The following is a 24,377-nucleotide window of genomic DNA, read 5'->3' on the forward strand; positions in this document are numbered from 1 at the left end:
CCGGGGCCGCGAACCGGGGTTTCGTTCGCGCTGGAACGCGGGTCGCGGTGGCCCGGCCCGTCGTGCGGGAGCCGCCGGTGATCGCACCGACGAGGATGGAGCCACATGGCAACCACGGCCGACGACCGGGTTTCGGTCTCGCTCACCGTCAACGGCACCGACCACGAACTGGATCTCGATTCACGGGTCACGCTGCTCGACGCGCTGCGCGACGAACTCGGCCTCACCGGCACCAAGAAGGGCTGCGACCAGGGCGCGTGCGGAGCATGCACGGTGGCGCTGGACGGGACGCGCAGGCTGTCCTGCCTGACGCTGGCCGCGCAGTGCGACGACCGCGAGGTCACGACCGTCGAAGGTCTCGGCACCGACGGCGAGCCGCACCCGGTGCAGGAGGCCTTCGTGCGCCACGACGCCTTCCAGTGCGGCTACTGCACGCCAGGTCAGATCATGTCCGCGGTGTGCCTGCTCGACGAGGGGCGCACCGGTTCGGACGAAGAGATCCGGGAGCAGATGAGCGGGAACCTGTGCCGCTGCGGCGCGTACTCGAACATCGTGGCCGCCATCCGGGAGGTCGCGGAGAATGCGTGAGTTCCGGTACCTGCGCCCCGGTGACGTCGCCGAAGCGGTCGCCGCGGTCGGGGCCGACCCGGAGGCGTCCTACCTCGCGGGCGGCACCACCCAGCTGGACCTGATGAAGGACGGGGTGCTCGCCCCGCGGACCCTCGTCGACGTGACCCGGCTGCCGCTGCGCGGGATCAGCCGGGACGGCGAGGTGCTGCGCGTCGGCGCGATGACCACCATGGCCGAGCTCGCCGCCGACCCGCTGGTCGTCGAACGGGCTCCGGTGGTGTCAGAGGCGCTGCTGGCCAGCGCCTCCCCGCAGCTGCGGACCATGGCGACCATCGGCGGGAACCTGTTGCAGCGCACCAGGTGCCGCTACTTCCGGGACCCGTCGGTGGCGGCCTGCAACAAGCGGGCGCCCGGCAGCGGCTGTGCCGCGGTGACCGGTGGTGCGCGGATGCACGCGATCCTCGGCGCGAGCGCGGACTGCATCGCGGTGCACGGCTCGGACCTGGCGGTGGCGCTGACCGCGCTGGACGCCGTGGTGCGGGTGCAGGGCGCGGCGGGGCCGCGTTCGGTGCCGCTCGCCGAGTTCTACCGGGTCCCGGGGGCGACTCCGGACGTGGAGAACGTGCTCGGCCACGACGAGCTGATCACCGGTGTGGACGTGCCGCTGCCCGCTCCCGGCGTGCGCTCCGGCTACCTGAAGGTGCGCGACCGCGCTTCCTACGAGTTCGCGCTGAGCTCCGCCGCGGTGGCCGTGCGGGTGGCGGACGGCGTCGTGCGGGAGGCGCGCATCGCGCTCGGCGGCGTCGGTACCGTGCCCTGGCGCGCGAGCGAGGCGGAACGGGCGCTGCTCGACCAGCCGTCCACAGTGGAGTCCTTTGCGGCGGCGGCGGAACTCGCCGTCCAGGACCCGTTCACCGTGGAGGGCACCGAGTTCAAGGTGGAACTCGCCCGCCGCACCCTGATCCGCGCGCTGCGCGACGCGACGAGCTAGGAGCCTTCGCCATGGTCTGCCCGGCGCAATCCCGGCGGCCGTCGTCCAACCCGGCCGGCGCGGCGGAACAACCGTGGCCCGCTCGCCGCGGGTTCGATGCCTCCCGCCCGTCTTCCCCCTCGGCGTCGCGCAGCGGTGCCGGTCGCTCGAACCGGCCGCCGCTGGGCGGCTGCCCGGTCCACGATCGTTCCGCACGGATTCGTTAGAGAGGCGCTCGATGGAGATCTCCCGCCGTTCCGCGCTGCGCGCGGGCGTGCTCGTCGCCGGAGCCGGACTGCTGCCCGCGACCGCATCCGCTCGCACCGCCACCGCCGCCCCGGCTCCCGCCGCACCCGCGCTGGCCGGCGCCGGGATGAACCGGGTCGACGGGTGGCGCAAGGTCAGCGGTACCGCCGACTACCCGAACGACGTGGCCGAACCCGGCATGGCGCACGCCGCGCTCGCGTGCAGCACCATTGCCTCCGGGCGCATCACCGGCATCGACACGAGCGGGGCCGAGTCGGCGCCCGGCGTGCTCGCGGTGCTCACCCACCTCAACGCGCCGAAGGTGCAACGGCCGCCCGGTGAACCGCCCGCGCCGCTGCAGGGCGACGTCGTCGACCACCACGGGCACTACCTCGCCGTGGTCGTCGCGCGGACCCCGCAGCAGGCGGCGGAGGCGGCCTCGCTGATCGAGGTCGACTACGAGGTGCGCTCGCCGGTGGTGGCGATCGACGATCCGCGGGCGCCGCGCGCTCCGGCGGGCACCGGCACCACCCGCGGCGACGTGCCCGGCGCGCTGGCGGACTCCGCGGTGCGCTACGACGCCACCTTCACCACCCCGGCGAACACGCACAACCCGATGGGCCTGTTCAGCGCGGTCGCCGGCTGGGACGGGCCGCGGCTCACCGTGCACAGCAACAGCCAAGGCCCCAGCGCGATGCAGGAGTCCCTCGCGGCGGCGTTCGAGCTGCCCGCGGCCGACGTCACGGTGGTCGCGCCCTTCGTCGGCGGCGGCTTCGGCTCGGCGCTGCGGACCTGGCCGCACGTGCAGCTGGCCGCGCTCGCGGCGCGCGAGGTGGGGCTGCCGGTGCGGCTGGTGCTGACCCGCCCGCAGATGTTCACCGGGGTCGGGCACCGCACCGGCACGGTGCAGCGGCTGCGCATCGGCATGGACCGGGACGGGACGCTGCGCGCGATCGAGCACCGCTCGACGCAGACCGCGGCCGTGGACGACGACAACGTCGACCCCGTCACCAGCGGCACGGCCGTCCGCTACGCGTGCGCCAACGTCGCCACCCACGACGAACAGGTGCGGCTGACCATCCCCGGCCCGTGCTCGATGCGCGCGCCGGGGGAGGCGCAGGGCAACTTCGCGCTGGAATCGGCCATCGACGAGCTGTCGTACCAGGTCGGCATCGACCCGATCGAGCTGCGGCTGCGGAACTTCGCCGCGACGGACCAGGAATCCGGGCTGCCGTGGTCGAGCAACGCGCTGCGCGAGTGCTACCGGCGCGGCGCGGAGCTGTTCGGCTGGAGCCGCCGACCCGCGCAGCCGCGTTCGCTGCGGGAGGGCGACGAACTCGTCGGCTACGGCGTCGCCACCGCGTCCTTCCCGTTCTTCGGGTTGCCGTGCGAGGCGTCGGTGGCGGTGCTCGCCGACGGCACCGCCGTGGTGCGCAGCTCCACCGCCGAGATCGGCACGGGTTCCCGCACGGTCATCACCCAGCTCGCCGCGCAGCGCCTCGGCCTGGAGGTCGGATCGGTCGGGTTCGAGATCGGCGACTCGCGGCTCCCGACGGCGCCGCTGGCCGGTGGCTCCGGGCTCACCGGGTCGCTCGGAGCGGCCGTGGACGCGGCGGTTCTCCGGCTGTGGCAGGGATTCCTGGACCTCGTCGCCGACGACCCGGCCGCGCCGCTGCGGGGCGCGCGGGTGGATCAGCTCGCCGCCACCGGCGGCAGGCTGCACCTCGTCGACGATCCGGCCACGGGGGAGACCTACGCGGCGATGCTGGCCCGGCACGGGCGCGGCGACCTCGCCGCCGACGGTGCCTTCGACTCGTCGTCGCACGACGTGAACGGCCTCTCCCGCGCGGGGGCGTTCGGGGCGCAGTTCGTGGAAGTCCGGGTCGACGCCGACCTCGGCGCGGTCCGGGTGGCGCGGATCGTCTCGGCCATCGACGGCGGACGGATCCTCAACGAGAAGACCGCGCGCAGCCAGATCATCGGCGGCGCCGTCGGCGGCATCGGCATGGCGCTGTTCGAGGACACCGCCACCGACCCCGGCACCGGTCGCATCACGAACGCCACGTTCGCCGACTACCTGATCCCCGTCAACGGCGACGTCCCCGACCACCAGGTCGCCTTCGTCGGCACCCCGGACCGCTTCAACCCGGTCGGGGTGAAGGGCGTCGGCGAAGTGGGCCTCACCGGGCTGCCACCGGCCATCGCCAACGCGATCCACCACGCCACGGGCAAGCGGCTCCGGTCGCTGCCGATGACGCTGGACCAGCTGCTGTAACCGCACGCGGGCCGTGCGGCGGCCCACCGCGCGGACCCGGGCGAACGCCCCCTCCCGGTCCGCGGTGCGGGATGGAGGAGGCGTCCGGCGGGAGTCCTCAGCGCAGGGTGGTGAGCTGCTCGGAGGTGAACGGGACCAGTTCGTCGTGGCGGCCGTGGAGGACCTTCTCGGCCCATTCCGGGTCGGCCAGCAGCGCGCGGCCCACGGCGACCACGTCGAACTCGTCGCGCTCCAGCCGGTCCAGCAGGTCGTCGATGCCGGTCACCGCGGAGGTCTGGCCGCTGAAGGACTTGAGGAACTCCTGGTCGAGCCCCACCGAGCCGACCGTGATGGTGGGCTTGCCGGTGATCTTCTTCGTCCACCCGGCGAGGTTGAGGTCGGAACCGTCGAACTCGGGCTGCCAGTAGCGCCGGGTGGAGGAGTGGAAGGCGTCGACGCCGGCCTCCACGAGCGGGCTCAGGACCGCTTCGAGCTCCTGCGGGGTGGCGGCGAGCTTCGCCTTGTAGTGGTTCATCTTCCACTGCGAGGTGCGGAACACGACGGGGAAGTCCGCGGCGACCTTCCGGCGCACCGCGGCGACGATCTCGGCGGCGAACCGCACGCGGGACACCGCGTCGCCGCCGTAGCCGTCGGTGCGGTGGTTGGTGCCCTCCCAGAGGAACTGGTCGATCAGGTAGCCGTGCGCGCCGTGCAGTTCCACGCCGTCGAACCCGAGGCGTTCGGCGTCGGCGGCGGCCTCGGCGAACGCCTCGACGACCGCGTCGAGGTCGGCCTGGGTCATGGCGTGCCCGGTCGCGTCGCCCTCCAGGGCGAGCCCGGAGGGGCCCATCGGCGGGGCGTCCGGGAACGGCGGGGCTCCGGCGGTGCGGGCCATGCCGACGTGCCAGATCTGCGGCATGATCTTGCCGCCCGCGCGGTGCACCTCGGTGACGACGTTCTTCCAGCCCGCGAGCGCGTCCTCGCCGTGGAAGCGCGGCACCCGGTCGCTGAGCCCGGCGGAGGCGTGGTCGACGTAGGTCCCCTCGGTGATGATCAGGCCGGTGCCGGCCGCCGCGCGGCGCGAGTAGTAGGCGGCGACGTCGGCGCCGGGAACACCGCCGGGCGAGAACTCGCGCGTCATCGGGGCCATCGCGATGCGGTTCGGCAACGTCGCTCCGCCCAGCGCGAACGGGCGGGACAGGACCTCGGCGGCGCGGGCGGCGGGGTGGGGGCTGGACACGGGGGACTCCTAGCGGCCTGGTGGCGTGCGATGTACTTGCGCTAGGCTAAAACCTGACGTTGACGTCAGAGGCAAGAAATGTGTTCCGGATTACTCGCGGGAGGCGCGATGCGGATCGGGGAGCTCGCCGCGAACACCGGCGTGAGCGTGCGGGCGTTGCGGTACTACGAGGAGCAGCACCTGCTGCGCGCCGAGCGCAGCGCCGGTGGGCAGCGCACCTACCCGGACTCCGCCGTCGACCGGGTCCGCCTGATCCAGCAGCTCTACGGCGCGGGACTGTCCAGCAAGACGATCCTGAGCCTGCTGCCGTGCGTGGAGACGGGCGAGGTCACCCCGGACCTGCTGGGGCGGCTCACCGCCGAGCGCGACCGCATCGACGGGCAGATCGACGAGCTCGTCGCGACCCGCGACCGACTCGACGCGGTCATCTGCCACGCGGCGAAGGCCGAGTCGTCCGGATGTCCCGCCGCCTGATTTCGACGCCCCGCTGACAGGATGCGGGTCGACGCGGGTTCGAGGAGGAGCGGTGTCCGAAGATCTGACCGGCAAGACCGTGGTGATCACCGGGGCGAGCGCCGGGATCGGTGCCGCCGCCGCGCGGGAGCTCGCGGCGCGCGGAGCGACCGTCGTGCCGGTGGGGCGGTCCGCGGACAAGACCCGTGCGGTGGCGGCGGAACTCGGCGTGGAGCCGCTGATCGCGGACTTCGCCTCGCTGCGGCAGGTGCGGTCGCTGGCGGACCGGCTGCTGCGGCGGTGCCCGGTGATCGACGTGCTGGCGCACAACGCGGGCGGCGTCGTTCCGCGGCGCGAGGTCACCGAGGACGGTTTCGAGCTGACCTTGCAGAGCAATTACCTGGCCCCGTTCCTGCTGCAGGCGTTGCTGCACGAGCGGCTCAGCGCCTCGCGGGCCCAGGTGATCGTGACCAGCAGCATGGGGCACCGGTTCGGCCGGATCTCGTTGGCGGACTTGAACTTCGCGCGCCGCCGGTTCTCCTCGCTGCGGGTGTACGGCTCGGCGAAGCTCGCCGACCTGATCTTCGCGCGGGAGCTCGCCCGGCGCGCCCCGGAGACGGGGATCAGCGCCGTCGCCTTCCACCCCGGAACGGTCGGTTCCAGCTTCGGACGCGACAGCAGGGGACCCGTGTCGCTGGTGTACGGCACCGCGGCGGGACGCACCCTGCTGCTCGGCAACGAGCAGGGCGCCGCTCCCCTGGTGCACCTGGCTTCGCTGGCGGATCCGCGCAGCGTCAACGGCCAGTACTTCCACCGCATGCGGGCGAACGCCCCCACCTCGAAGCAGGCGCGCGATCCAGCGCTGGCGCGGAACCTGTGGGACACCACCGAAGCGATGCTCGGATTGACCTGAACCGGGCGGTGATTGCCGGGCGATGCGGCGGCGTTGTAGTCTTTCGCCGCGCCCCGGATGGGCCCGACGCTGGAGGTAGTGGCTTCCGCCATTTCTTGAGTTCGACGCGGTTCTGAGAGTTGCGCGCACGCACGCGCGATCCTCCGTGCTCTCCGGGTCTTCTCGTCACATCGATCGTGGTCGCCCCGTGTGCCGGGGTGCGATCGGCGTGCTCCTCCGCGCGTTCGACCCGGCCTCCGCGCGCCCTCCTCCGGCGGAATCCGCCCCTCCGGTCCGATGGATCGAATGGGAAGGAATCCATGACTCCCGAGAGCGAATCCCCTGCAGACGTGCCCGATTTCCGGCACTCACCCGCCACCGGCGGTGGGACCCGCGGCCTGGGTGATTTCCTGGTCGAGGCGCACGACTGGCTGCGCGCGGAACTCACCGCGCTGCGCGACCGCCTCGACCACGACGCCACCGAGGACCTGGGGGAGCAGCTGCGCGCGCATTGCCGGACGTTCTGCTCCGCGCTCACCGAGCACCACGCCGGCGAGGACGGCGGCGCTTTTCCCCTGCTGGCGCAGCGGTTTCCCGCACTCGCTACGACGCTCACCGAGCTCGGGGAGCAGCACCGGGAAGTGGACCGGATGCAGGCGGAGCTCGGCGAACTGGTCCGCGCACACCGACCGGGGCGGTCCGACTCGGAGGCGCTGCGCGACGAACTGGACCGGCTGGCGGCGGAGCTGGAAGAGCACTTCCGGTACGAGGAGCGGACGATCGTCGCCGCGCTGAACTCGCTGGGACCGGCCCCGGACTTCGGGTGACCCCGGCGCGCGCACCGCGGTCGGCGACGAGCCGAGCTCGCGCTGACCGACGGCTCCGCACCCGGTCGCAGGGACGGTAGGGCTGGTTCCGATTTCACGGGTGACGTGCACGGCCTCTTCGCCCGACCCGCTCGGACGAAGAGGCCGTTGCGCCGTCAGGCCGAGGCCGGTTCGCCGAAGCGCTCGGCGGGCTCCAGGCCGAGGTTGTCGCGCAGCGTCGTGCCGGTGTACTCGGTGCGGAACACGCCGCGGTCCTGCAGCAGCGGCACCACCCGGTCCACGACTTCGTCGAGCCCGGACGGGCTGACGTGCGAACCGAGGATGAACCCGTCCACCGCCTCCTGCTCGACGTACCGCTCGATCTCGGCGGCCACCTTGCCCGGAGTGCCGACGAAGACGTTGCGGTCGAAGACCTTCGTCACGACCTGCCGCAACGACAGTCCTTCGGTGCGGCCGAGTTCCCGCCAGGCTTCGGCCGTGGCGTGCGCGTCCTGGGTGAGCGGTGCCCGCCCCTTGATCCACTTCGGCGCGTCCGGCGTGGGCTCGAGGTCCGGGACCGGGCCGTCCGGGTCCACATCGGACAGATCCCGGTTCCACACCATCTCGGCGAGCACGATCGAGGTCAGCGGGTCCACCTGGCGGCTGCGGACGTCGGCGTGCCGGTCGTGCGCCTCCGCCTCGGTGTCGCCGAGGATGACCGCGGCCGACGGCAGGATCTTCACCTCGTCCGGGTTCCGCCCGGCCTTGGCGACCCGGGCCTTGACGTCGGTGTAGAACGCCCGCGCCTCGTCGAACTGCTGGTACCGGGAGAAGATCGCGTCCGAGTGCTTCGCGGCGAAATCGCGCCCGGCCGGGGATTCACCGGCCTGGAGCACGACCGGATGCCCCTGCGGGGAGCGCGGTGTGGAGAACCTGCCCGCGATGTCGAACTGGTTGCCCCGCACGGCGAAGTCGCCGACGTGCTCGTCGCGCAGGAACCGCCCGCTCTCCCGGTCGGCCACCACCGCGTCCGAGCCCCACGAGTCCCACAGCCGGCGGACCGCCTCCAGCGTCTCCCCGGCCCGCTCGTAGCGCTGCGAAGGAGCCAGGAACCCGCCGCGCCGGAAGTTCTCCCCGGTCGGCGCGTCGAAGCTGGTCACCACGTTCCACGCGGCCCGCCCGCCGGAGAGCAGGTCCAGCGACGCGAACTTGCGCGCCAGCTCGTAGGGCTCGTTGAACGTCGAGTTGATCGTGCCCGCCAGCCCGATGTCCTCGGTGATCGCCGCCAGCGAGGCCAGCACGGTGAACGTGTCGGGCCGCCCCACCACGTCCTGGTCGAAGATCGCGTCCCCGCGGGTGCGCAGCCGCAGCCCCTCGGCGAGGAACAGCAGGTCCAGCTTGCCGCGTTCCGCCGTGCGCGCCCAGTGCTCGAAGGACGCGAAGTCGATGTGGCTGCCCGAGGCCGGGTCGCTCCACACCGTGTCGTGGTTGACGCCGGGGAAGTAGGCGCCCAGGATCACCTGCTTGCGGTCCGCGCTCATCGGGCCACCTCCTCGTTCGTCGCGTACCGGCTGGCCGGGCGGGGCAGCCCGAACCGCTCGCGCAGGCTGTCGGTGTCGTAGGCGGAGCGGAACGCGCCGCGCCGCTGGAGTTCCGGCACCAGGCCGTCGGCGATGGCGTCCAGGTCGGTGGGCAGCACCGCGGGCCGCAGCCGGAAGCCGTCGAGCTCCGGCGAGGCCGCCCGCCACTCCTGCACCAGGTCGGCGAGTTCGGTCGCGGAACCGGCGACCACCGCCGCGTCCGAACGCAGCGGCTGCTCGGCGAGCTCGTCGAGGCGCCGCACCCGGTCCTGCGCTTCCTGCCCGTCGTCGTCGACCGACACCACGAGGTCGGCCAGCACGCGCAGCGGCGCGCCCGTGCGGCCCACGGCCTGCTCCGCGGCCCGCACCTCGGCCACGATCCCCGGAACCTCGGCGGCGTTGCGCGGCGTCGTGAACACCACGTCCGCCGACCTGGCGGCGAGCTCGTAGGCGGCCCGCGCATGCGCCAGCGCCACGACCAGCGGCTGCCCCTGCGGCGGACGCGGCACGATGCTCGGCCCGCGGACCGAGAAGAAGCGCCCGCTGAAGTCGACGTGGTGCAGCTTGTCGCGGTCCAGGAACCGGTTCGTCGCGGCATCGCGGATCTCGGTGCCGTCCTCCCAGCTGTCCCACAACCGCCGCACCACCTCGACGGCGTCGGCGGCCTCCTCGAACAGGTCGGCGACCGCCGCGTCCACCTCCGGAGTGCCGAGGGCCTCGCGCCGGATCTCCGGCAGCGCGCGCCGGCCGAAGTGCGCGGCCTCGTCGGTCCGGACGGAGGTCTGCACCCGCCACCCGGCCCGGCCCAGGCTGTTGTGGTCCAGGGTGGCGAGGGCGGAGGCGATGTGGAACGGCTCGGTGTGCGTGGTCGTGACCGTCGGAACCAGGCCGATCCGGCTGGTCAGCGGCGCGGTGAAGGCGGCGATCAGCTCGGCGTCGAGCCGCCCGCGCACCCGGTCGGTGCGGCGGTCGGTGCGACTGAGGTGGTCGTCGGACTGCAGGCCCAGCGCGTCTTCGATCGTGGCGAAGTCGAGCAGGCCCCGCTCGGCCGCCTGGACCAGCGCGGTCCAGTAACCGGGGGTGAACAGGGCTTCCGGAGTGGCGTTCGGATCGCGCCAGGCGGCGGGATGCCAGCCTGCGCCGTCGAGCGCGACGGCCAGGTGCAGCGGGTTCTCGGACATGCGAGGGCAGACCTCTCCTGCGGTGGGAACGCGCCGGACGGGCCGGGACGAGCGGCCCTCCGGCTGCGCGGCGGTGGACGCGGGGTCTTCCGTTCAGCGCGGACAGCTCGCGCTGCTCACGCGCTGCAGGTCGACGTGGCGCCGCCTGGCACCGCGGAATCCGGGGCCGTGCACCGGTGCCCGCATCGATCCCTCCTCGCCGCCGCGCGGGGAGCCACCGCCACCGGCGTTCGCCGAGGAGGCGGGATTTCTCGCCCACCGCACAGAGAACTCTACGTTCGCGCGGCCATCCCAGGTCAAGCTCGCGCCCCGATGGCCACGATGCGGGACGACGAACGCGAGCCGGGAATTCTCCCGGCCGGCTTCTTGTTCGTCACGTCCCGCGCTCGCGTGCGGGAAGCACCAGGTCGCGAAGCCGGCCACCGGCGAGTGCGCAGCGGCTTCCTCACGGGGACGGCGATTCGTCGTGTATCCCGGAGCTACCTGAGAAATCGATCCCGCGGCGAGGAAGCCGCTGACCGCCTGTCTTTGATCTTGTCGTTCGAGGTGAGCGGCGTTCGTGGTCGCTGTCCTGTCAGCGGCGGAGCCGCTGAGCGGTGACCAGCCAGAGCACAACGACACCGGCGGGTTCTCAGCGGCTCCCTCGCGAGGACACGCTGCTGCACGAGGAATCGATCCCGCAGCGAGGAAGCCGCTGAGGTTCCGCGGCTCGATGATCTACGCGGGCATCAGTCGGTGATCTCGCGCTCGTCGGAGTCGGCCTCGGAGTTCGCCAGATGCCGGACGCCGGAACGGGCTCCCCAGAAGAAGATCAGCAGCGCGACGACCGCGACCAGCGCGGTGTCCACCGGAGCCGGAATCAGCCCGGCGCCGCCGAAGCCGCCCAGCGCCGAGATCGCGAACAGCACCACCAGGTAGGTGATCAGCCACGCGCTCTGGCGCAGCTGACCGAGGTAGGCCCCGCGCTGCTTGGTGACCAGTGCGAACAGCGGCACGGCCAGCACCGCCAGCGGCAGCACCACGCTCAGCTTCTCCCACTCCGACCAGTAGATGATCTCGGCGGAGACCACGAAGCTCAGCGGCGTGATCCAGCGCATCCCCGGCACCCAGCCGGACACGGCGTCGGGGCGAGCCCGGCGGAACGCCGCCGCGGACACCGCCGCCACCGAGTAGTTCAGCAGGAACAGGCTGCCCGCCACGCCGATGATGTCCTGCCAGCCGTCGAACGGCGCCAGCAGCACCAGCGCCAGCAGGAAGTTCACCAGCAGCGCGGCGCGCGGCACCCCGGAACCGGAGTGCACCCGGGTGACCGACTGCGGCAGCACTCCGTTGCGCGCCATCGCGTAGGTGACGCGGCTGTTGCCCGCGATGCCCACCAGCAGCGCGCCTCCGGGCGAGACCACGGCGTCGGCGTAGAGCAGCGCGGCCAGCCAGCCCAGGTTCAGCAGCAGAGCGAGCTCGCCGAACGGGGAGCTGAAGTCGATGCCGTGCCAGCCGCCCGCGGCCAGCGTGCTCTCCGGGACCGCGAACAGGAACGCGAGCTGCAACCCGAGGTAGAGCAGCACCGCCAGGCCGATCGCGGTCAGCACCGCGCGCGGGATGTCCCGGCGCGGGTCCTTGGCCTCGGCGGCCAGGTCGATCGTCGGCGCGAAGCCGTTGATGGTGTAGACGATCCCGGCGGTGGCCACGGCGCTCAGCGCCGCCGACCAGCCGTACGGCGCGAAGCCGCCGCCCGCGTTCACGGTGTCGTTGCCGTCGCTGAACCCGGAGATCAGCAGCGCCACCAGGGTGATCACCGGCACGCTGAACTTGATGGCGGTGAGCGCGAAGTTGATCCGGGCGAACAGCCGCACGCCGAACCAGTTCAGCACCATCACCAGCGCCAGCAGCGCCGCCGAGAGCAGCACGCCGGGCGCGGTCAGCGCGTCGTCCTCGTACAGCCACGGCAGGTAGTGGCTGGCGTACTGGGTGATCGCGGAGGCCTCGGCCGCGGTCGCGCTGCTGGTGGCCAGCAGCACCGACCACCCGACGATCGCCGCGGTGAGCGGGCCGTTGGACAGGAACGGCCACCGCACGATCCCGCCGGCGACGGGGCGGGACGCGCCCAGTTCGATGAGCACCAGCGCGATGAGCGTGAACGCGCCGCCGCCGACGAGCCAGGACAGCACGGACGCGGGCCCGGCGGCCTGCGCGGCGTACTGCGCGCCGAACAGCCAGCCGGAGCCCATGATGCCGCTGAACCCGATCGCGGTCAGGCTCCAGAAGCCGAGATCCTTGCGCAGGCGTGGTTCCGGGGCGGGTGCCTCCGATGTGGATGGTGGGGGTGCTGCGGGCGCGGGGCTGTTCATGTTTCGGCTTCCCGGAAGAGGTGGAGACGCGCGGGGGCACCGCGCTGAGGCGGGGAGGTGCCCGCGGCGTCACGAGCGAGAATCGGTCCACCACAACGATGTTGGCGGGCGCGAGCACTTGCTGATCAAGTGCGTGATCGTTTCTACCGCAGCGCACGATTCGACGGCAAAATCCGCCCAGGACAGTCCGCGCACATGTCCGAATCGTGTCGAATAGTCGGTATTTTCGTATCGCATCGTGAGAACGGGCGAGTTCGCCGGTGCGCGAGCGGAGCGTCCACTCCGGTCAGGACGATGGCGAATCGCCTTGTGGCGCAAGGCAGTGTGCGCCATCCGGCCCATCCCGATGACTACGAGGCGGCGGCGACCGGAGGAAGGGGCGGGTGCGCGGAGACCCGGAGGTCGCCGCGCCGGATCTCCAGGACGTGGCGCTCGGGCAGCTCCGTCCACGACCGCTGCGCGCGCGGCATGCCGCTGGATCCGACTACCACCCGGTCCTCGGTGATCTGGTAGTGCAGCCGGAAGAACTCCGGTCCGCGACGCCGGGCGACCTCCGAGTCCGGGTTCTGCTCGGAGTATGCGTAGAGGGCGTCGTCGGTCAGCAGCAGGCAGTTCAGGCTCGCGAACGCGGTGGCGCGCAGGCGGATCCGCTCGGCGGCCAGCGCGAGCGCCGCCGCCGGTTCGTGCTCCCGCAGCAGGCCGCGCAGCAGCAGGAAGTACCGCTCCGAATCGGTGTCGCCGGTCGCGGTCGCCAGCAGATCGGCCGGGATCAGCTCGTCCAGCGCGTCGCGGGGGCTGAAGAAACCGTTGTGCGCGAAGGCCATTCGCCGGCCGGTGAACGGGTGCGTGTTCTGCGCGGTCAGCGGTGATCCCGCGCTGGCCATCCGGATGTGCAGCAGGCCGGCGTCGGTCGTGGTGCGCCGGACCATGCCGAACCGCGCGGAACGGTGCGCGGCCTCCACATCGCGCGCCACCGCCGGGGCGGTGCCCGACCACGACGCCACGCCCCAGCCGTCGCCGTGCTCGCGGGAGAGCGCGACGAATTCGGGGATTTCCTCCGCGAGCAGCTCGCCCAGCGGCTCCGGGCGCCGAGCGACGACACCGAGCAAACGACACATGAGGACTCCTGATCCGGCCCGAGAACGACGAGGTGCCGGGAATCCTGCTCGGAACTCCCGCTCCGGGAACGAAACTACTGCACACCCCGGTCGTGCGGCGTCTTCGGAGCGCCGCCTGCGTGCCACGTCCTGGGATTCATGGTGAAGATCACGGGAGCGGGAGGGGTGGCGCGAAGTCGTGATCGACGCGGCTCGGGCCGGTGGTCGCGTGCCACCGCCTGGCGTGCGCCGTGCGTGTCAAGGTAAGGTTTACATGTGCAGGAAAACTTGACAGCTGCGCTGCGGGAGTTGGCGGCGCGCACGGAGGCGCTGCTCGCGTCGCGCGTCCTGACGGCTCCCGACGGCGGGGCCGACTCGATCGAACGCGCCGTGCGCATCCAGGCGGCCGCCGACGACGTGGTGCGCGCCGTCGTGCAGCAGGCTCGGCGCGACGGAGCCACGTGGCAGGTCGTCGGCGACGCACTGGGCGTGAGCCGGCAAGCGGCGTTCCAGCGCTACGGCAAGCCGACCGATCCGAGAACAGGGGAACCCATGAACACCACGCCACTGCAGGGCGCCGCCGAACTGGCCGTCGCGGTGATCGACGATCTCGCGGCCGGGAAGTGGTCGCACGTCACCGAGCAGTTCGATCCGACCATGCGAGAGGGCCTGCCGGAGGAGGCGCTCGCCGCCGCGTGGGCGCAGCTCGTCGGACTGTCGGGCGAGTTCGAAGGGCACGGCGAACCGGAGGTCGCCAGGGCGAGCGACGTGACGATCACGAACACGCCGCTCTCGCTGGAGGCGGGCGACTACACGGCGCGGATCACCTTCCGCGACGACCGGACCATCGCGGGCCTGCACATCGTCGAGGGGCGGACGCCGTGAACGTCGAACCTCCCGCCGTGGCCGAGAAGTCCGCGCCCCGAGGACGGGTGAGCAGCAGCGACCTGCGGGCCATCGGCGCGTTCGTCGCCCTCGCCGTCGTGTCGGCCTGGTTGGTCGCGCTCCCGCTCTGGTTCGGCGACGGGCTCGCCGACCCCTGGTTCCCGCTCGTGTCCGTGGCGATGATGACGACCCCGGCGATCGCCGCGCTCGTCGTCGTGCGCTTCGTGGAACGGCGGCAGCGCCCGGCCTGGGCGCTCGGGTTGTGGCCGTTGCGCCCCGTCCGGAGGGTGCTCGGCTTCGCGGCGCTGGGGATCGTCACGTCCATCGCGCTCGTGCTGGCGGCGCTCCCGGTCGGTGCGCTGCTCGGCGTCTACCCGGCCGACTTCGCGAACTTCTCCGCGTTCCGGCAGGTCCTCGGCGAGCAGACCGGAGGGGCTGAGCTTCCGGTGCCGGTCGGTGCGCTCATCGCCGTCCAGCTCGCCGCGCTCCCCTTGGGAGCGTTCGTCAACCTCCTCCCCGCGCTCGGCGAAGAACTCGGCTGGCGCGGATGGCTGCTGCCGAAGCTGATGCCGCTAGGTCCGCTGGCGGCCGTGCTGATCTCCGGCGTGATCTGGGGCGCTTGGCACGCTCCGCTGATCCTGCTCGGGTACAACTACCCGGACGCGCCGGGCCTGCTCGGCGTGGCCGCGATGGTCGGCATGTGCGTCCTCGTCGGCGCGGTCTTCGGCTGGCTGCGGCTGCGCTCGGGATCGGTGTGGCCCGCCGCCCTCGCGCACGGCGCGTTCAACGCCGCGGGCGGCACCTACCTGCTGTTCGCGCAGGCGGGGGAGAACGTCGACACCACGCAGGCGACGATCCTCGGCTGGAGCGGGTGGATCGTGCCGCTCGTGCTCGTCGTCGTCCTCGTCGCCACCGGGCAGTTCGCCGCCGCGAAGCACCCGTCCGGCCCGCCGGAACGCTGAACCTCAGGCCGGGCGCGGCGACCAGCACCGCGCCCGGTCGAACAGGGTTCCTACGCCCGGCTCAGCGTCGTGGCGATGCGCGCCGCCGAGGTGCCCAGGCCGGTCGGTCCGCCGAGCACCGCCGCCGCCACGATCGGAGCCGCCGCGGGCTGGTGGCGCAGCACGGACTCCTCGTAGCGGTGGCAGCCGTCGTGCCACACGAGGATGCCGGAGAGCCAGTTCCGCAGTTCCTCCACGTAGCCGAGCAGCACCTCGCGGGCACCGGCGTCGAGGTCGAACTGCTCGAACAGGGCGGGCAGCTCCTCGGCGACGACGTGCTGGAACTGGCTCATCCGCGCGTTCATCAGGTCCACCACGACGGCGACGGCGCGGTCCTTGTCGCAGTCCAGGAAGTTCTGCACCACGAGGATGCAGTTGTGCAGCTCGCCTTCGAACTCGATCTCCTTCTGGTACGAGAACACGTCGTTGAGCAGGCAGGCGTAGTCGGCGGCCGAGTTCTCGATGGAGCGCAGCGTGCGAGTCCGGTAGATCTCCGGCGGAACCGCGTTGCCGTGCGAGAGGCGGCACAGGCTCATCGTCAGGTCCGAACCGAAGGTGCGCCGCCGCATCTCGATGTAGTCCACCGGGTCCGGGATCCGGTTCTGCACCTGGTTGCCGAGCTCCCACAACCAGCTGTCGATCATCACTTCGATGGTGCGGCGGAAGGTGCGGCGCGCGTCGACGCCCATCGACGCGGTGGTGCGCTGCCACAGGTCGGCCAACGACACCTCCAGCGCGTTCGCCGGCGCCGGTGTCGGCTCGTCCTCGACCGGCATGAACAGCGGCAGCCGTTCCGTGCACACCTTGGCGGCCGCGACATCACCGGTGCGGCCGAACATCACCGGGTAGAAGTCGTCCCCGTAAGTGCCCCACGCCAACCAGCCCGTGCTCAAGTCCAGCTGCTCGGCGGCGGCGTCCGGGTGGATGCCCGCGGCGCACAGCGCCAAGTCGAAGTCGCGGATCAGCCGCTCGTTCCAGACGACACCGTCGAGAATCCCCACGCGGTGCGCCCATTCCACGACGTTCTCGCGGGCCCGCTCCAGGTGCGGGCTGGACTTCGCGGTGAACGGCATGTGCATGTCCTGGCGGGGCACCGGGCCGACCCGCCGGTACGGCTCGTGGCGGAACGAGCGGGCCCGCTGCGGTGCGGTGCGCAGCACCGACGTCGCGATCTGCGCGGCGGAGGTGCCCAGGCCCGTCGGTCCGCTCAAGCCGTTCGCGGGCACGGGTTCGTCGCGCGTCCCGCCGTTCATGTACCTGCTGGACCGCATGTGCCACTCGTGCCCGCCGGACTGCCAGTCCTGCAGGCCCTTGACGTAGGCGAACACCCCGGCGCGCGAAAGCGGGTCCACCTGGTGCTCCTCGAACAGCGCGGGCACCTCGGTGAGCGCGGTGTGCTCGAACTGGTGCAGGCGGGAGGTCAGCAGGTCGTTGACGGCTTCGGCGGCCTCCTGCGTGGTGCAGTCGAGGAACCGCTCGAAGACCAGCACCCCGTTGGAGAGCTCACCTTCGTCGAGCACTTCGCGCTCGTAGGAGAACAGGTCGTTGCGCAGGTGCACCGCGTCGGAGAAGGTGTCGCGCAGCACCTCCATCGGCCGGGACGCGGCGATGCCCGCGGGCACTTCGGCGTTCACCGCGTGCTCCACCAGGTTCGCCGACCACGGCGCTCCGCCGACCTTGCGGCGCATCTCCACGTATTCGATCGGGTTGGACAGCCGGTTGCGGTTGATGTTGTGCAGTTCCCACAGCGACTCGTCGAGCAGGTGGCGGGTGTTCTCGGCGAACCGCCGCCGCCAGTCCTCGGAGCGCGCGGGCACGGTGCGGTTCCACAGGTCGGCGAGCCCGCCTTCGACCGGGTTGCGCGGGGTTTCGGTGATCTCGCCGTCGATCGGCATGAACAGCGTCAGCCGGTCCAGGTGCTCCTGTGCGGCGGCCATGTCGTGGCTGCGCTTGTAGAGCTCCAGGAAGTGGTCGTCGAAGTAGAAGACCCACACGTACCAGTCGGTCACCAGGTCCAGTTCGGGGCCGGGCGAGTCCGGGTGGGTGTAGGCGCACAGCAGCGCGTAGTCGTGCGAGTCGAAGTCCTGCTCGTCCCAGATCGGGACGCCCTGCTGCGGGACGTCGATCATGTCCTGCTCGTAGGCCCATTCCTTGGTGTGTCGACGGGCGCGTTGCAGGTGCTGGTTCAGCCTCGCCGGATGAGCCACGTAGAACTCGGGCAGCTGGAACGGTTGCACGTGCGCACCTGTCCTAACTCCGCCGGTCCGGCGGGGATCGTTCCGCTCGGGCCCGCGATCCGCGGCGGATCGTCCTGACGGCCCAGCGGGGGATGGTCTCGATGGAGCAGGCAACCAGAGTTCGCGGCGGCGGCCAAGATCGCGAACACAGGTGCACTCGATCGAGAGGCACGGCTGCTCGCCCGGCCCAGCGCTCCCTTCGGAGCGTGTCCTGAACCGGACCACCGCTGGGCCGATCGGGTGGCACCGCACGCCTGCGTCGCTGTTTCGAGGTGTCGTGTCAGCGGTCGAGGTTCTGGGGGCCGCCGGACTCGGGGGAGGCGGCGCGGGCGAGGAGGACGGCGAGCTCGCTCAAGGTGTGGTCGTAGACGCCCCACAGGTCGAGGTCGATGCGGTGGCGGCTGCGCAGTTCCAGTTCGAGCTCGGTGATCTCGGCGGGGTCCAGTTCGAGGTGGTCGCGGATGCGGTCCTCCGGGTGGCGCGCCGTCGAGCCGAAGCAGAGGTCGCCGAGGATCGCCTGGGCGCGTTGGATCTCGCTGCTCAGGTCCGCGCCGTCCCCGCGGCCGGCGCCGGTCATCGGACGGCCGCCCGTCGCGCGTTCCGCGTCGACGGCTCGGGTAACCGTTCGCGCATCGTGATCGCTCCCAATCTGTCCACAGTGGAATTGCGGGGAAGTGCTCCGGAGCGACGACGGGCGAGCAGCCTGCCCGCGCAGGAGGCCGCTGAGGTGGATTCCGGAGCGGATGTCGCGCGGTGGCGGCGAATGCCGGCCGCGTCCCGTTGATCGGCTCGGATCCGGGAGAGCACCTGCCGGGAGATCGGGCGTCGGAGGTGCGCGGCCGAGCGTGTCAGCGACGGTCCGCTCCTGACAAGGAAGATCCGGCACCACAACCCGTTGGTGGCGGGCACGTCCCGCCGGTCTCGCGTGGACTCCGATCCGAGTTCGACCGTCCGTGATCGAGTGCGCGCTCGCGATCACTCAACGCGGGGACGCAGGAAAACGCTTTCGGTGGTCGTCGTGGCGGGACCCGCTCGTCCATGATGGATTCATCGCGGTCTTCCCGGACCGGCGTCCGCTGCGGATCGCCGGGCACCGGGTGCTTCCCGTTCGGACGAGGAAGTCCGGGCGTCCCACCGGCGCTGTGCGAATCTCCGCCGGCCGCGATTCGGCGCAACGACGCGCCTGCCGCCGCGATCCCGTCTCGGACTCCGCGGACCTGCCAGTGCCCCGCGCTCGCCGACGTCCTCCAGCGGGACCTGCTTCTCCAGCGGGACCGAGTTCCCCGGTCACCCCGAATTCGACTGCGCCGAGCCGGATTCGCCCGGCACGGCCGGTCCCGGTGCAACAGCGAAGGAGTCGAGCAGATGCGTGCTCAAGAGCAACCGGGCCTCCCGCGGGTCACAGCCCAGCCGGACCCGGCGCCGGATACGGCGAGGTGGGGAGGACTGCGCGCCGCGCTCGTGCACCACGACCCGCAGGTGTCCGACGTCGCCTTCGCCCGGCTCGCCCGCGAGCTGCTCGACCCGGCGGCGGCCGGCCCGGCCGACCTGGTCGGCCCGGTCGAGGTCCTCACCGGCTCCCCGCACCCCAACCGGGCGCGGGTGGCGCTGCTGCTGGGCGTGCTGCTCGGCGACGACGAGAGCAGTTCGTACCTGCCGGGACAGATCAAGGGCGTGCTCGGCGACCGGCTCGACGCGTCGATGCGGCTGCTGGAGCGGGCCGACACCGAGCCGTGCCTGCGCACCGCGCTGCTGCACCTGCTGATGCACCTGCCGGAGCAGCGCGACCGGATCTCGCCGGTGCTGCCGGCGGATCTGGACGAGCACGACGCCGCCCGGCTCCGCCGCTGCTTGACCGTCCCCGACTTCACCGATCCGAGCTGTGCGGCGGGAATCGGCCGGGCCTGGCCGTCCCCGGCGCACTGGGGGAGCCTCGCGCCGATCACCGGTCCGGTCCGAGCCGGTGCGGAGCTCGCCGAGCTGTGGGACGCCGAGACCGCCGCGCTGCGCGCCTACCAGGGCGCGCGCGCCGAGCACGAGATCCACCACGCGTTCGGCTGGCCGGAGCTGCCGGAACCGCCGGAACCCGTCACGCCCGCGTCCGGCGCCTACCGGCGGCTGCTGGAGCAGGAGTCGACGGCGGGCCAGCGCATCGAATTGCTGCGCGCGGAGTCGGGCGCGGTACCGGGCGGGAACTGGGACCGGTCGGTCACGGCGTGGGACGAGGACGCCTACCTGCGGCGGAACCTGCGCCCGGCGCCGGGGCCGGTGCTGGACGTGGCCTGCGGCACCGGGCGCTGGACGCGGGTGCTGGCCGAGCAGGTCGGCCCGGACCGGGTGCTCGGCCTGGACTCGGCGGCGCCGTTGCTGGAGGTGGCGCGCGCGGCGGTCCCGGGCGTGCTGTTCACCGAGGGCGACGCGCGGGCGCTGCCGTTCCCGGACGCCTTCCTCGGCGCGGTGAACTGCTCCGACGCGCTGCACCTGCTGCCCGAGCCGCAGCGGGTGATCGCGGAAGTGGCGCGCTGCCTGCATCCGGCGGGCACCTTCACGGCGACCACCTACCGGCCGGGGACGCGCGCGTTCCAGCGCTACTTCCAGCGCTGCCACGAGCGGGTGTTCGGGCTGCGGTCGTTCGAACCGGAGACGATCGCCGAGGCGTTCGGGTCGGTCGGATTGGACGTGGTGGATTCCAGCGGGCCCGGCTCCTTCCTGTACCTCACCGCCCGCCGCCGGGCCGTCGGACGCGGCGGAATGGGGGCGGTGGCGGTCTGATCCGCGCTCCGGCGGAATTTCGCCCGGTTTTTTCCAGAATTGCCGGGAACCAATCCGGCCGACTATCCGACGGTCTCGGGCGCCTCGTTCCGCGGAGGCTCGGCCGAACGTCGCGCACGGCCCTTGCCGGAACACCGCGCGAGCATCCGCTCCGATGTTCCGGCAAGGGTCATCGACGTCATAGTTCTTTCGGCGGCGCCGGTTTTCCGGCGCTCATACCTGCGCGGACGCAGTTTCCGCGTGTCGTCGCTGCTGCGTTCCGACGTCCGGCGCACTTGACATTCCTCAGCGGGACTGCGAACTTTTCACCCGTTCAAGCGACGGTGTTCAGGAAGCCGGTGTGACTCCGGCGCGGTCCCGCCACTGTGAGTGGGGAGCCCGCCTCCACCCGTGCCACTGCCCGACAGGGTGGGAAGGCCGGAGGCCAGGGTTCTGATCCACGAGCCAGGACACTGGCATCGTCGTACCGATTCGTACGGGGTCGCGGAGCTCCGGAGGAGGTACGTGGTGCTGCGCATCGACGCATCGCGCCCGACGGGCGCAACTTTCCCCTCGGACCCTTGTGGTCTCCCCCGGGCGTAGCCCGCCTTCGATCGTCGCTGACCGGACCGGCTTCGGGAGACACGTGCGTCCTGTTCCTGCCACCACTGATCAGTCCTATTCGGACTCGTTGATCGAGTCCGCTCTGGCCGGCGCGTTCTGCGGCGCCGACGGGGGAACACCGCAGCAGACCACGGCCGCGGTGGCGTTCCTGACCGTGCAGGCCGCCCGGCACACCGGTCGCGGCACCGGCTACGTCAACACCGTGCTCAGCGTGCGGGTCGGCCCGGCCGTCGGTTCCTGCGCCGTGGAACCCGGCGCGCTCGACGAGGACGCGGTGCGCGACACCGTCGGGCGCAGCGTCGCCGAACTGCTGGCGCACCCGCTGCGCCCGGTCCGGGTGGCCGCGCTGGACGCCTACCTCGCCGCGACCACTCCGCACGGCGCGCACCCGCTGGCCCGCCAGGTACGGGTCCCGGCGGGGGATTCGCTGGCGAAGTCGATGGCGCGGGCCCGCGCGGTGGCCGCGATCACCCGGGCCCCCGAGGGCGGCCGGGTGGCGGTGATCGGCGTGGTGAACTCGCTGCTCGCCGCGTTGCGGGAGCGCGGGCTGACCTGCGTTCCGTGCGACCTCAAGGGTGGCCGGACCGAGTGGGACGAGCCGATCCTGACCGACCACGCGGCCGCGATCGAGGGCGCCGACGCGGTGCTGGCCTCGGGAATGGTGCTCGGCAACGGCACGTTCGACGAGATCGCCGCGGCCTGCGCGGCGCGCGACCTGCCGCTGACCCTGTTCGCCCAGACCGGGGCCGCGGTGCTGCGGGAACTGCTCGGCGGCCCGGTGCAGGCGCTATCGGCGGAGCCGTACCCGTTCTTCTGGCTCTCCGGCGAGGAGACCACGATCCACACCTACGAGGCGCCGCGATGACCGGTCGGGCACCGGCCCGGTCCGAGTCGCCGCTGGACCTGATAGGCAACACCCCGCTGCTGCGCGTCACCACCCCGATCGCCTTCGAGCACCCGGGTTTCTGGGCGAAGCTGGAGGGCGTGGCGCCGGGCGGGATGAAGGCCAGGGCGGCGCACGCGATGCTGGCGGGCGCGCGCGAGCGCGGCGAGCTGCGCCCCGGCGGCACGGTAGTCGAATCCACCAGCGGCACCTTGGGGATCGGCCTGGCGTGCGTCGGGGTGGCGTGGGGGCATCCGGTGGTCGTCGTCGCCGACGACGAGCTCGACGACATGACCCGCGCCCTGCTCACCGCCTACGGCGTGCGGGTGGAGCTGGTGCGGTCGCCGCACCCGGTGGGCGGTTGGCAGCGCGCCCGGCTGGAGCGGGTGCGGGAGCTGATGGCGACGCTGCCCGACCCGTACTGGCCGGACCAGTACAACAACCCGGACAACGTCACCGGGTACCACGGGCTGGGCCGCGAACTGCTCGACCAGCTCGACGACGTCGAGGTCGTGGTGTGCAGCGTCGGCACCGGCGGTCACAGCGCCGGGATCGCGCAGGTGCTGCGCGAGCACCGTCCGGAGGCCCGCCTGGTCGGGGTCGACGCGGCGGGCTCCACGGTGTTCGGCGATCCGGCGGTGAAGCGCCTGATGCGCGGTCTGGGCAGCAGCATCCACCCGGGCAACGTGGACTACGCGGCGTTCGACGAAGTGCACTGGGTCGGGGCGGCGGAGGCCGTCGCGGGCTGCCGGCGGCTGGCTGCGGGGTCGTTCGCCACCGGTGGGTGGAGCACCGGCGCGGTGGCGCTGGTCGCGTCCTGGTGCGCGCGCGAACTGGGCTCAGACCGAGTCGCCGCCGTGTTCCCCGACGGGCCGCACCGGTACTGGCGGACGATCTACGACGCGGACTTCCACGCCGCCCAGAACCTGCCCGATCCGGTCACCGAACCATCCGAAACGGACGGAATTCCGTCCGAAGTGGACAGCAAGACGAGTTGGAGGAGGTCGCGCAAGGTGGTCGATCCCTGCGCCCATCGCACCGCCGGTTCGGCGGGCTGCCCGGTCTGCGAGGTGCGGGAATGAACCGCGCCGCGTTCGCCAGGCTGTCCCCGGCCGCGAAGCTGCTGGTGATCAACCAGTTCGGCATCAACGTCGGCTTCTACATGCTGATGCCGTTCCTGGCCGCGTACATGAGCGGGAACCTCGGCTACGGCGCCGCCGTGGTCGGCCTGGTGCTCGGTGTCCGGAACCTGAGCCAGCAGGGCATGTTCCTGCTCGGCGGGACCGCCGCGGACCGGCTCGGCTGCCGCCCGATGATCATCGCGGGCTGCGCGTTGCGGGTGGTGTCGTTCGGCTTGTTCGCCGTGTTCACCTCGCTGCCGGGCCTGTTCGCCGCGGCGATCCTCACCGGGCTGGCCGGTGCGCTGTTCAACCCGGCGGTGCGCACCTACCTGATGCACGAGGCGGGGGAGCGGCGAGCCGAGGTGTTCGCCGTGTTCAACGTCTTCCAGCACGCGGGCACGCTGGTCGGGCCGCTGCTCGGCGCGGCCCTGCTGGCGGTGGACTTCCGCGTCATCGCGCTGGTGGCGTGCGTGGCGTTCGCGGTGCTCACCGCCGCGCAGCTGCTGGTGCTGCCGCACCGGGAGGTCGAGCCGCAGCAGCAGAGCGTGCTGGGCAGCTGGCGGGAAGTGGTGCTCAACCGCCGCTTCCTCGGCTTCACGCTGTCGTTGTCGGCGTACTTCGCGCTCTACAACCAGCTCTACCTGACGTTGCCGCTGGAGGCGCAGCGCGTGTCCGGCGCGGCGTGGTCGATCGCGGTGGTGTTCGGGGTGTCCACCGCGATCGGCGTGTTCGGCCAGGTCCGCATCACCGAGTGGTGCCGCCGGCGGTGGAGCTCCGGGCGGTCGATCGTGCTGGGCCTGTGCTGCATGGGCGGTTCGTTCGTGCCGCTGATGCTGGCGGCCCCGGTGCTGCCGGAGCGCCTCCCGGTGGCGGGCGCGCTCGGCACGGCGCTGGCGTTCGTGCCCGTGGTGATCGCGATCGTGCTGTTCACCGTCGGGCAGGCCATGACGAACCCGTTCGCGATGGAGCTGTTGCCCGAGATCGGCAGCGAACGGCTCGCGGGCACCTACTACGGCTTCTACTACCTGGTCTCCAGCCTGGTGGCGGCCGGGGTGAGCTGGCTGGCGGGTGCCCTGCTGGACGCGTTCGCCGAGCCGGGCGTGCGGTGGTTGCCGTGGCTGGCGCTGCTGCTGGTCGGCTTGGCGGGAGCCGGGGGCACCGCGCTCATGGAACGGCGCGGAGCGCTCGGCCGGGCGCGCCAGGAGCAGCCCACGACCGCGTGACGCGCTGGCGACCTC

General features: G+C 72.2%; 20 protein-coding genes and 1 riboswitch. Of the genes, 12 read left to right on the forward strand and 8 right to left on the reverse strand.

The annotated features are described in order from the left end of the window. The first annotated feature begins 105 nt into the window (after positions 1-105). From BJ969_RS10960 to BJ969_RS10970, 3 genes are all read left to right on the forward strand, one after another. Positions 106-588, forward strand: a complete 483-nt coding sequence (locus tag BJ969_RS10960) for a (2Fe-2S)-binding protein (RefSeq protein ID WP_184478836.1) — start codon at positions 106-108, stop codon at positions 586-588. Beyond that, positions 581-1,561 carry an FAD binding domain-containing protein gene (locus BJ969_RS10965; RefSeq protein ID WP_184478837.1) on the forward strand — a complete coding sequence of 327 codons (981 nt, stop codon included), beginning with the start codon at positions 581-583 and terminating at the stop codon, positions 1,559-1,561. Before BJ969_RS10960 ends, BJ969_RS10965 begins: the two co-directional genes overlap by 8 nt. A 217-nt stretch (positions 1,562-1,778) precedes the next feature. Beyond that, on the forward strand, positions 1,779-4,061 hold the full coding sequence (locus BJ969_RS10970) for a xanthine dehydrogenase family protein molybdopterin-binding subunit (protein WP_184478838.1): 2,283 nt from the start codon (positions 1,779-1,781) through the stop codon (positions 4,059-4,061). 97 nt (positions 4,062-4,158) lie between these two features. Here the strand turns inward: BJ969_RS10970 and BJ969_RS10975 are convergent, their stop codons facing one another. Then, complete coding sequence (locus tag BJ969_RS10975) at positions 4,159-5,280, reverse strand: oxidoreductase (RefSeq protein WP_184478839.1); 1,122 nt, start codon at positions 5,278-5,280, stop codon at positions 4,159-4,161. Positions 5,281-5,388: 108 nt separating this feature from the next. Between BJ969_RS10975 and BJ969_RS10980 the strand changes: the two genes are divergently transcribed. The 3 genes from BJ969_RS10980 to BJ969_RS10990 all read left to right on the forward strand — a co-directional run bounded on the left by BJ969_RS10980 (position 5,389) and on the right by BJ969_RS10990 (position 7,452). After that, the gene (locus BJ969_RS10980; protein WP_184478840.1) at positions 5,389-5,754 is read left to right on the forward strand and encodes a MerR family transcriptional regulator; all 366 of its coding nucleotides are present in this window, start codon (positions 5,389-5,391) and stop codon (positions 5,752-5,754) included. A 52-nt stretch (positions 5,755-5,806) separates the two neighbouring features. Beyond that, entirely contained in the window at positions 5,807-6,646 is an 840-nt protein-coding gene (locus BJ969_RS10985; RefSeq protein ID WP_221315776.1) for an SDR family NAD(P)-dependent oxidoreductase, read from the forward strand. 299 nt (positions 6,647-6,945) lie between these two features. Beyond that, on the forward strand, positions 6,946-7,452 hold the full coding sequence (locus BJ969_RS10990) for a hemerythrin domain-containing protein (protein WP_184478841.1): 507 nt from the start codon (positions 6,946-6,948) through the stop codon (positions 7,450-7,452). A gap of 155 nt (positions 7,453-7,607) precedes the next feature. Here the strand turns inward: BJ969_RS10990 and BJ969_RS10995 are convergent, their stop codons facing one another. From BJ969_RS10995 to BJ969_RS11010, 5 genes are all read right to left on the reverse strand, one after another. Further along, the gene (locus BJ969_RS10995; protein ID WP_184478842.1) at positions 7,608-8,972 is read right to left on the reverse strand and encodes an NtaA/DmoA family FMN-dependent monooxygenase; all 1,365 of its coding nucleotides are present in this window, start codon (positions 8,970-8,972) and stop codon (positions 7,608-7,610) included. After that, complete coding sequence (locus BJ969_RS11000) at positions 8,969-10,192, reverse strand: LLM class flavin-dependent oxidoreductase (protein WP_184478843.1); 1,224 nt, start codon at positions 10,190-10,192, stop codon at positions 8,969-8,971. The genes BJ969_RS10995 and BJ969_RS11000 overlap by 4 nt, the downstream gene beginning before the upstream one ends. A 93-nt stretch (positions 10,193-10,285) precedes the next feature. Then, on the reverse strand, positions 10,286-10,378 hold the full coding sequence (locus BJ969_RS30795; protein WP_343071338.1) for a putative leader peptide: 93 nt from the start codon (positions 10,376-10,378) through the stop codon (positions 10,286-10,288). A 542-nt stretch (positions 10,379-10,920) separates the two neighbouring features. Further along, positions 10,921-12,540: an APC family permease gene (locus BJ969_RS11005; RefSeq protein ID WP_184478844.1), complete on the reverse strand. Its 1,620-nt coding sequence runs from the start codon at positions 12,538-12,540 to the stop codon at positions 10,921-10,923. Positions 12,541-12,890: 350 nt separating this feature from the next. Further along, positions 12,891-13,658 carry a class II glutamine amidotransferase gene (locus BJ969_RS11010; protein WP_184478845.1) on the reverse strand — a complete coding sequence of 256 codons (768 nt, stop codon included), beginning with the start codon at positions 13,656-13,658 and terminating at the stop codon, positions 12,891-12,893. Positions 13,659-13,925: 267 nt separating this feature from the next. On the opposite strand from BJ969_RS11010, the gene BJ969_RS11015 reads away from it, so the two are divergent. Together BJ969_RS11015 and BJ969_RS11020 are read left to right on the forward strand one after the other, a co-directional pair. Beyond that, a complete protein-coding gene (locus BJ969_RS11015) occupies positions 13,926-14,522 on the forward strand; it encodes a DUF3887 domain-containing protein (RefSeq protein ID WP_184478846.1) in 597 nt (198 codons plus the stop codon). Continuing rightward, positions 14,519-15,484 carry a CPBP family glutamic-type intramembrane protease gene (locus tag BJ969_RS11020; RefSeq protein WP_221315777.1) on the forward strand — a complete coding sequence of 322 codons (966 nt, stop codon included), beginning with the start codon at positions 14,519-14,521 and terminating at the stop codon, positions 15,482-15,484. The genes BJ969_RS11015 and BJ969_RS11020 overlap by 4 nt, the downstream gene beginning before the upstream one ends. A 50-nt stretch (positions 15,485-15,534) precedes the next feature. Here BJ969_RS11020 and BJ969_RS11025 read toward each other — a convergent pair whose 3' ends face one another. Together BJ969_RS11025 and BJ969_RS11030 are read right to left on the reverse strand one after the other, a co-directional pair. After that, positions 15,535-17,760: a terpene synthase family protein gene (locus tag BJ969_RS11025; protein ID WP_184478847.1), complete on the reverse strand. Its 2,226-nt coding sequence runs from the start codon at positions 17,758-17,760 to the stop codon at positions 15,535-15,537. 280 nt (positions 17,761-18,040) lie between these two features. Beyond that, positions 18,041-18,337, reverse strand: a complete 297-nt coding sequence (locus BJ969_RS11030) for a hypothetical protein (RefSeq protein ID WP_221315779.1) — start codon at positions 18,335-18,337, stop codon at positions 18,041-18,043. Positions 18,338-19,125: 788 nt separating this feature from the next. Between BJ969_RS11030 and BJ969_RS11035 the strand changes: the two genes are divergently transcribed. From BJ969_RS11035 to BJ969_RS11050, 4 genes are all read left to right on the forward strand, one after another. Further along, on the forward strand, positions 19,126-20,532 hold the full coding sequence (locus BJ969_RS11035; protein ID WP_184478848.1) for a class I SAM-dependent methyltransferase: 1,407 nt from the start codon (positions 19,126-19,128) through the stop codon (positions 20,530-20,532). 306 nt (positions 20,533-20,838) lie between these two features. Beyond that, positions 20,839-21,007, forward strand: a riboswitch (cobalamin riboswitch). A 150-nt stretch (positions 21,008-21,157) separates the two neighbouring features. Continuing rightward, the gene (locus BJ969_RS11040; protein WP_246456744.1) at positions 21,158-22,000 is read left to right on the forward strand and encodes a Rossmann-like domain-containing protein; all 843 of its coding nucleotides are present in this window, start codon (positions 21,158-21,160) and stop codon (positions 21,998-22,000) included. Next, complete coding sequence (locus tag BJ969_RS11045) at positions 21,997-23,100, forward strand: PLP-dependent cysteine synthase family protein (protein WP_184478849.1); 1,104 nt, start codon at positions 21,997-21,999, stop codon at positions 23,098-23,100. The genes BJ969_RS11040 and BJ969_RS11045 overlap by 4 nt, the downstream gene beginning before the upstream one ends. Then, on the forward strand, positions 23,097-24,362 hold the full coding sequence (locus tag BJ969_RS11050) for an MFS transporter (protein WP_184478850.1): 1,266 nt from the start codon (positions 23,097-23,099) through the stop codon (positions 24,360-24,362). Before BJ969_RS11045 ends, BJ969_RS11050 begins: the two co-directional genes overlap by 4 nt. The last annotated feature ends 15 nt before the right edge of the window (positions 24,363-24,377 follow it).

The organism is Saccharopolyspora gloriosae, from assembly GCF_014203325.1.
Classification (GTDB): domain Bacteria; phylum Actinomycetota; class Actinomycetes; order Mycobacteriales; family Pseudonocardiaceae; genus Saccharopolyspora_C; species Saccharopolyspora_C gloriosae.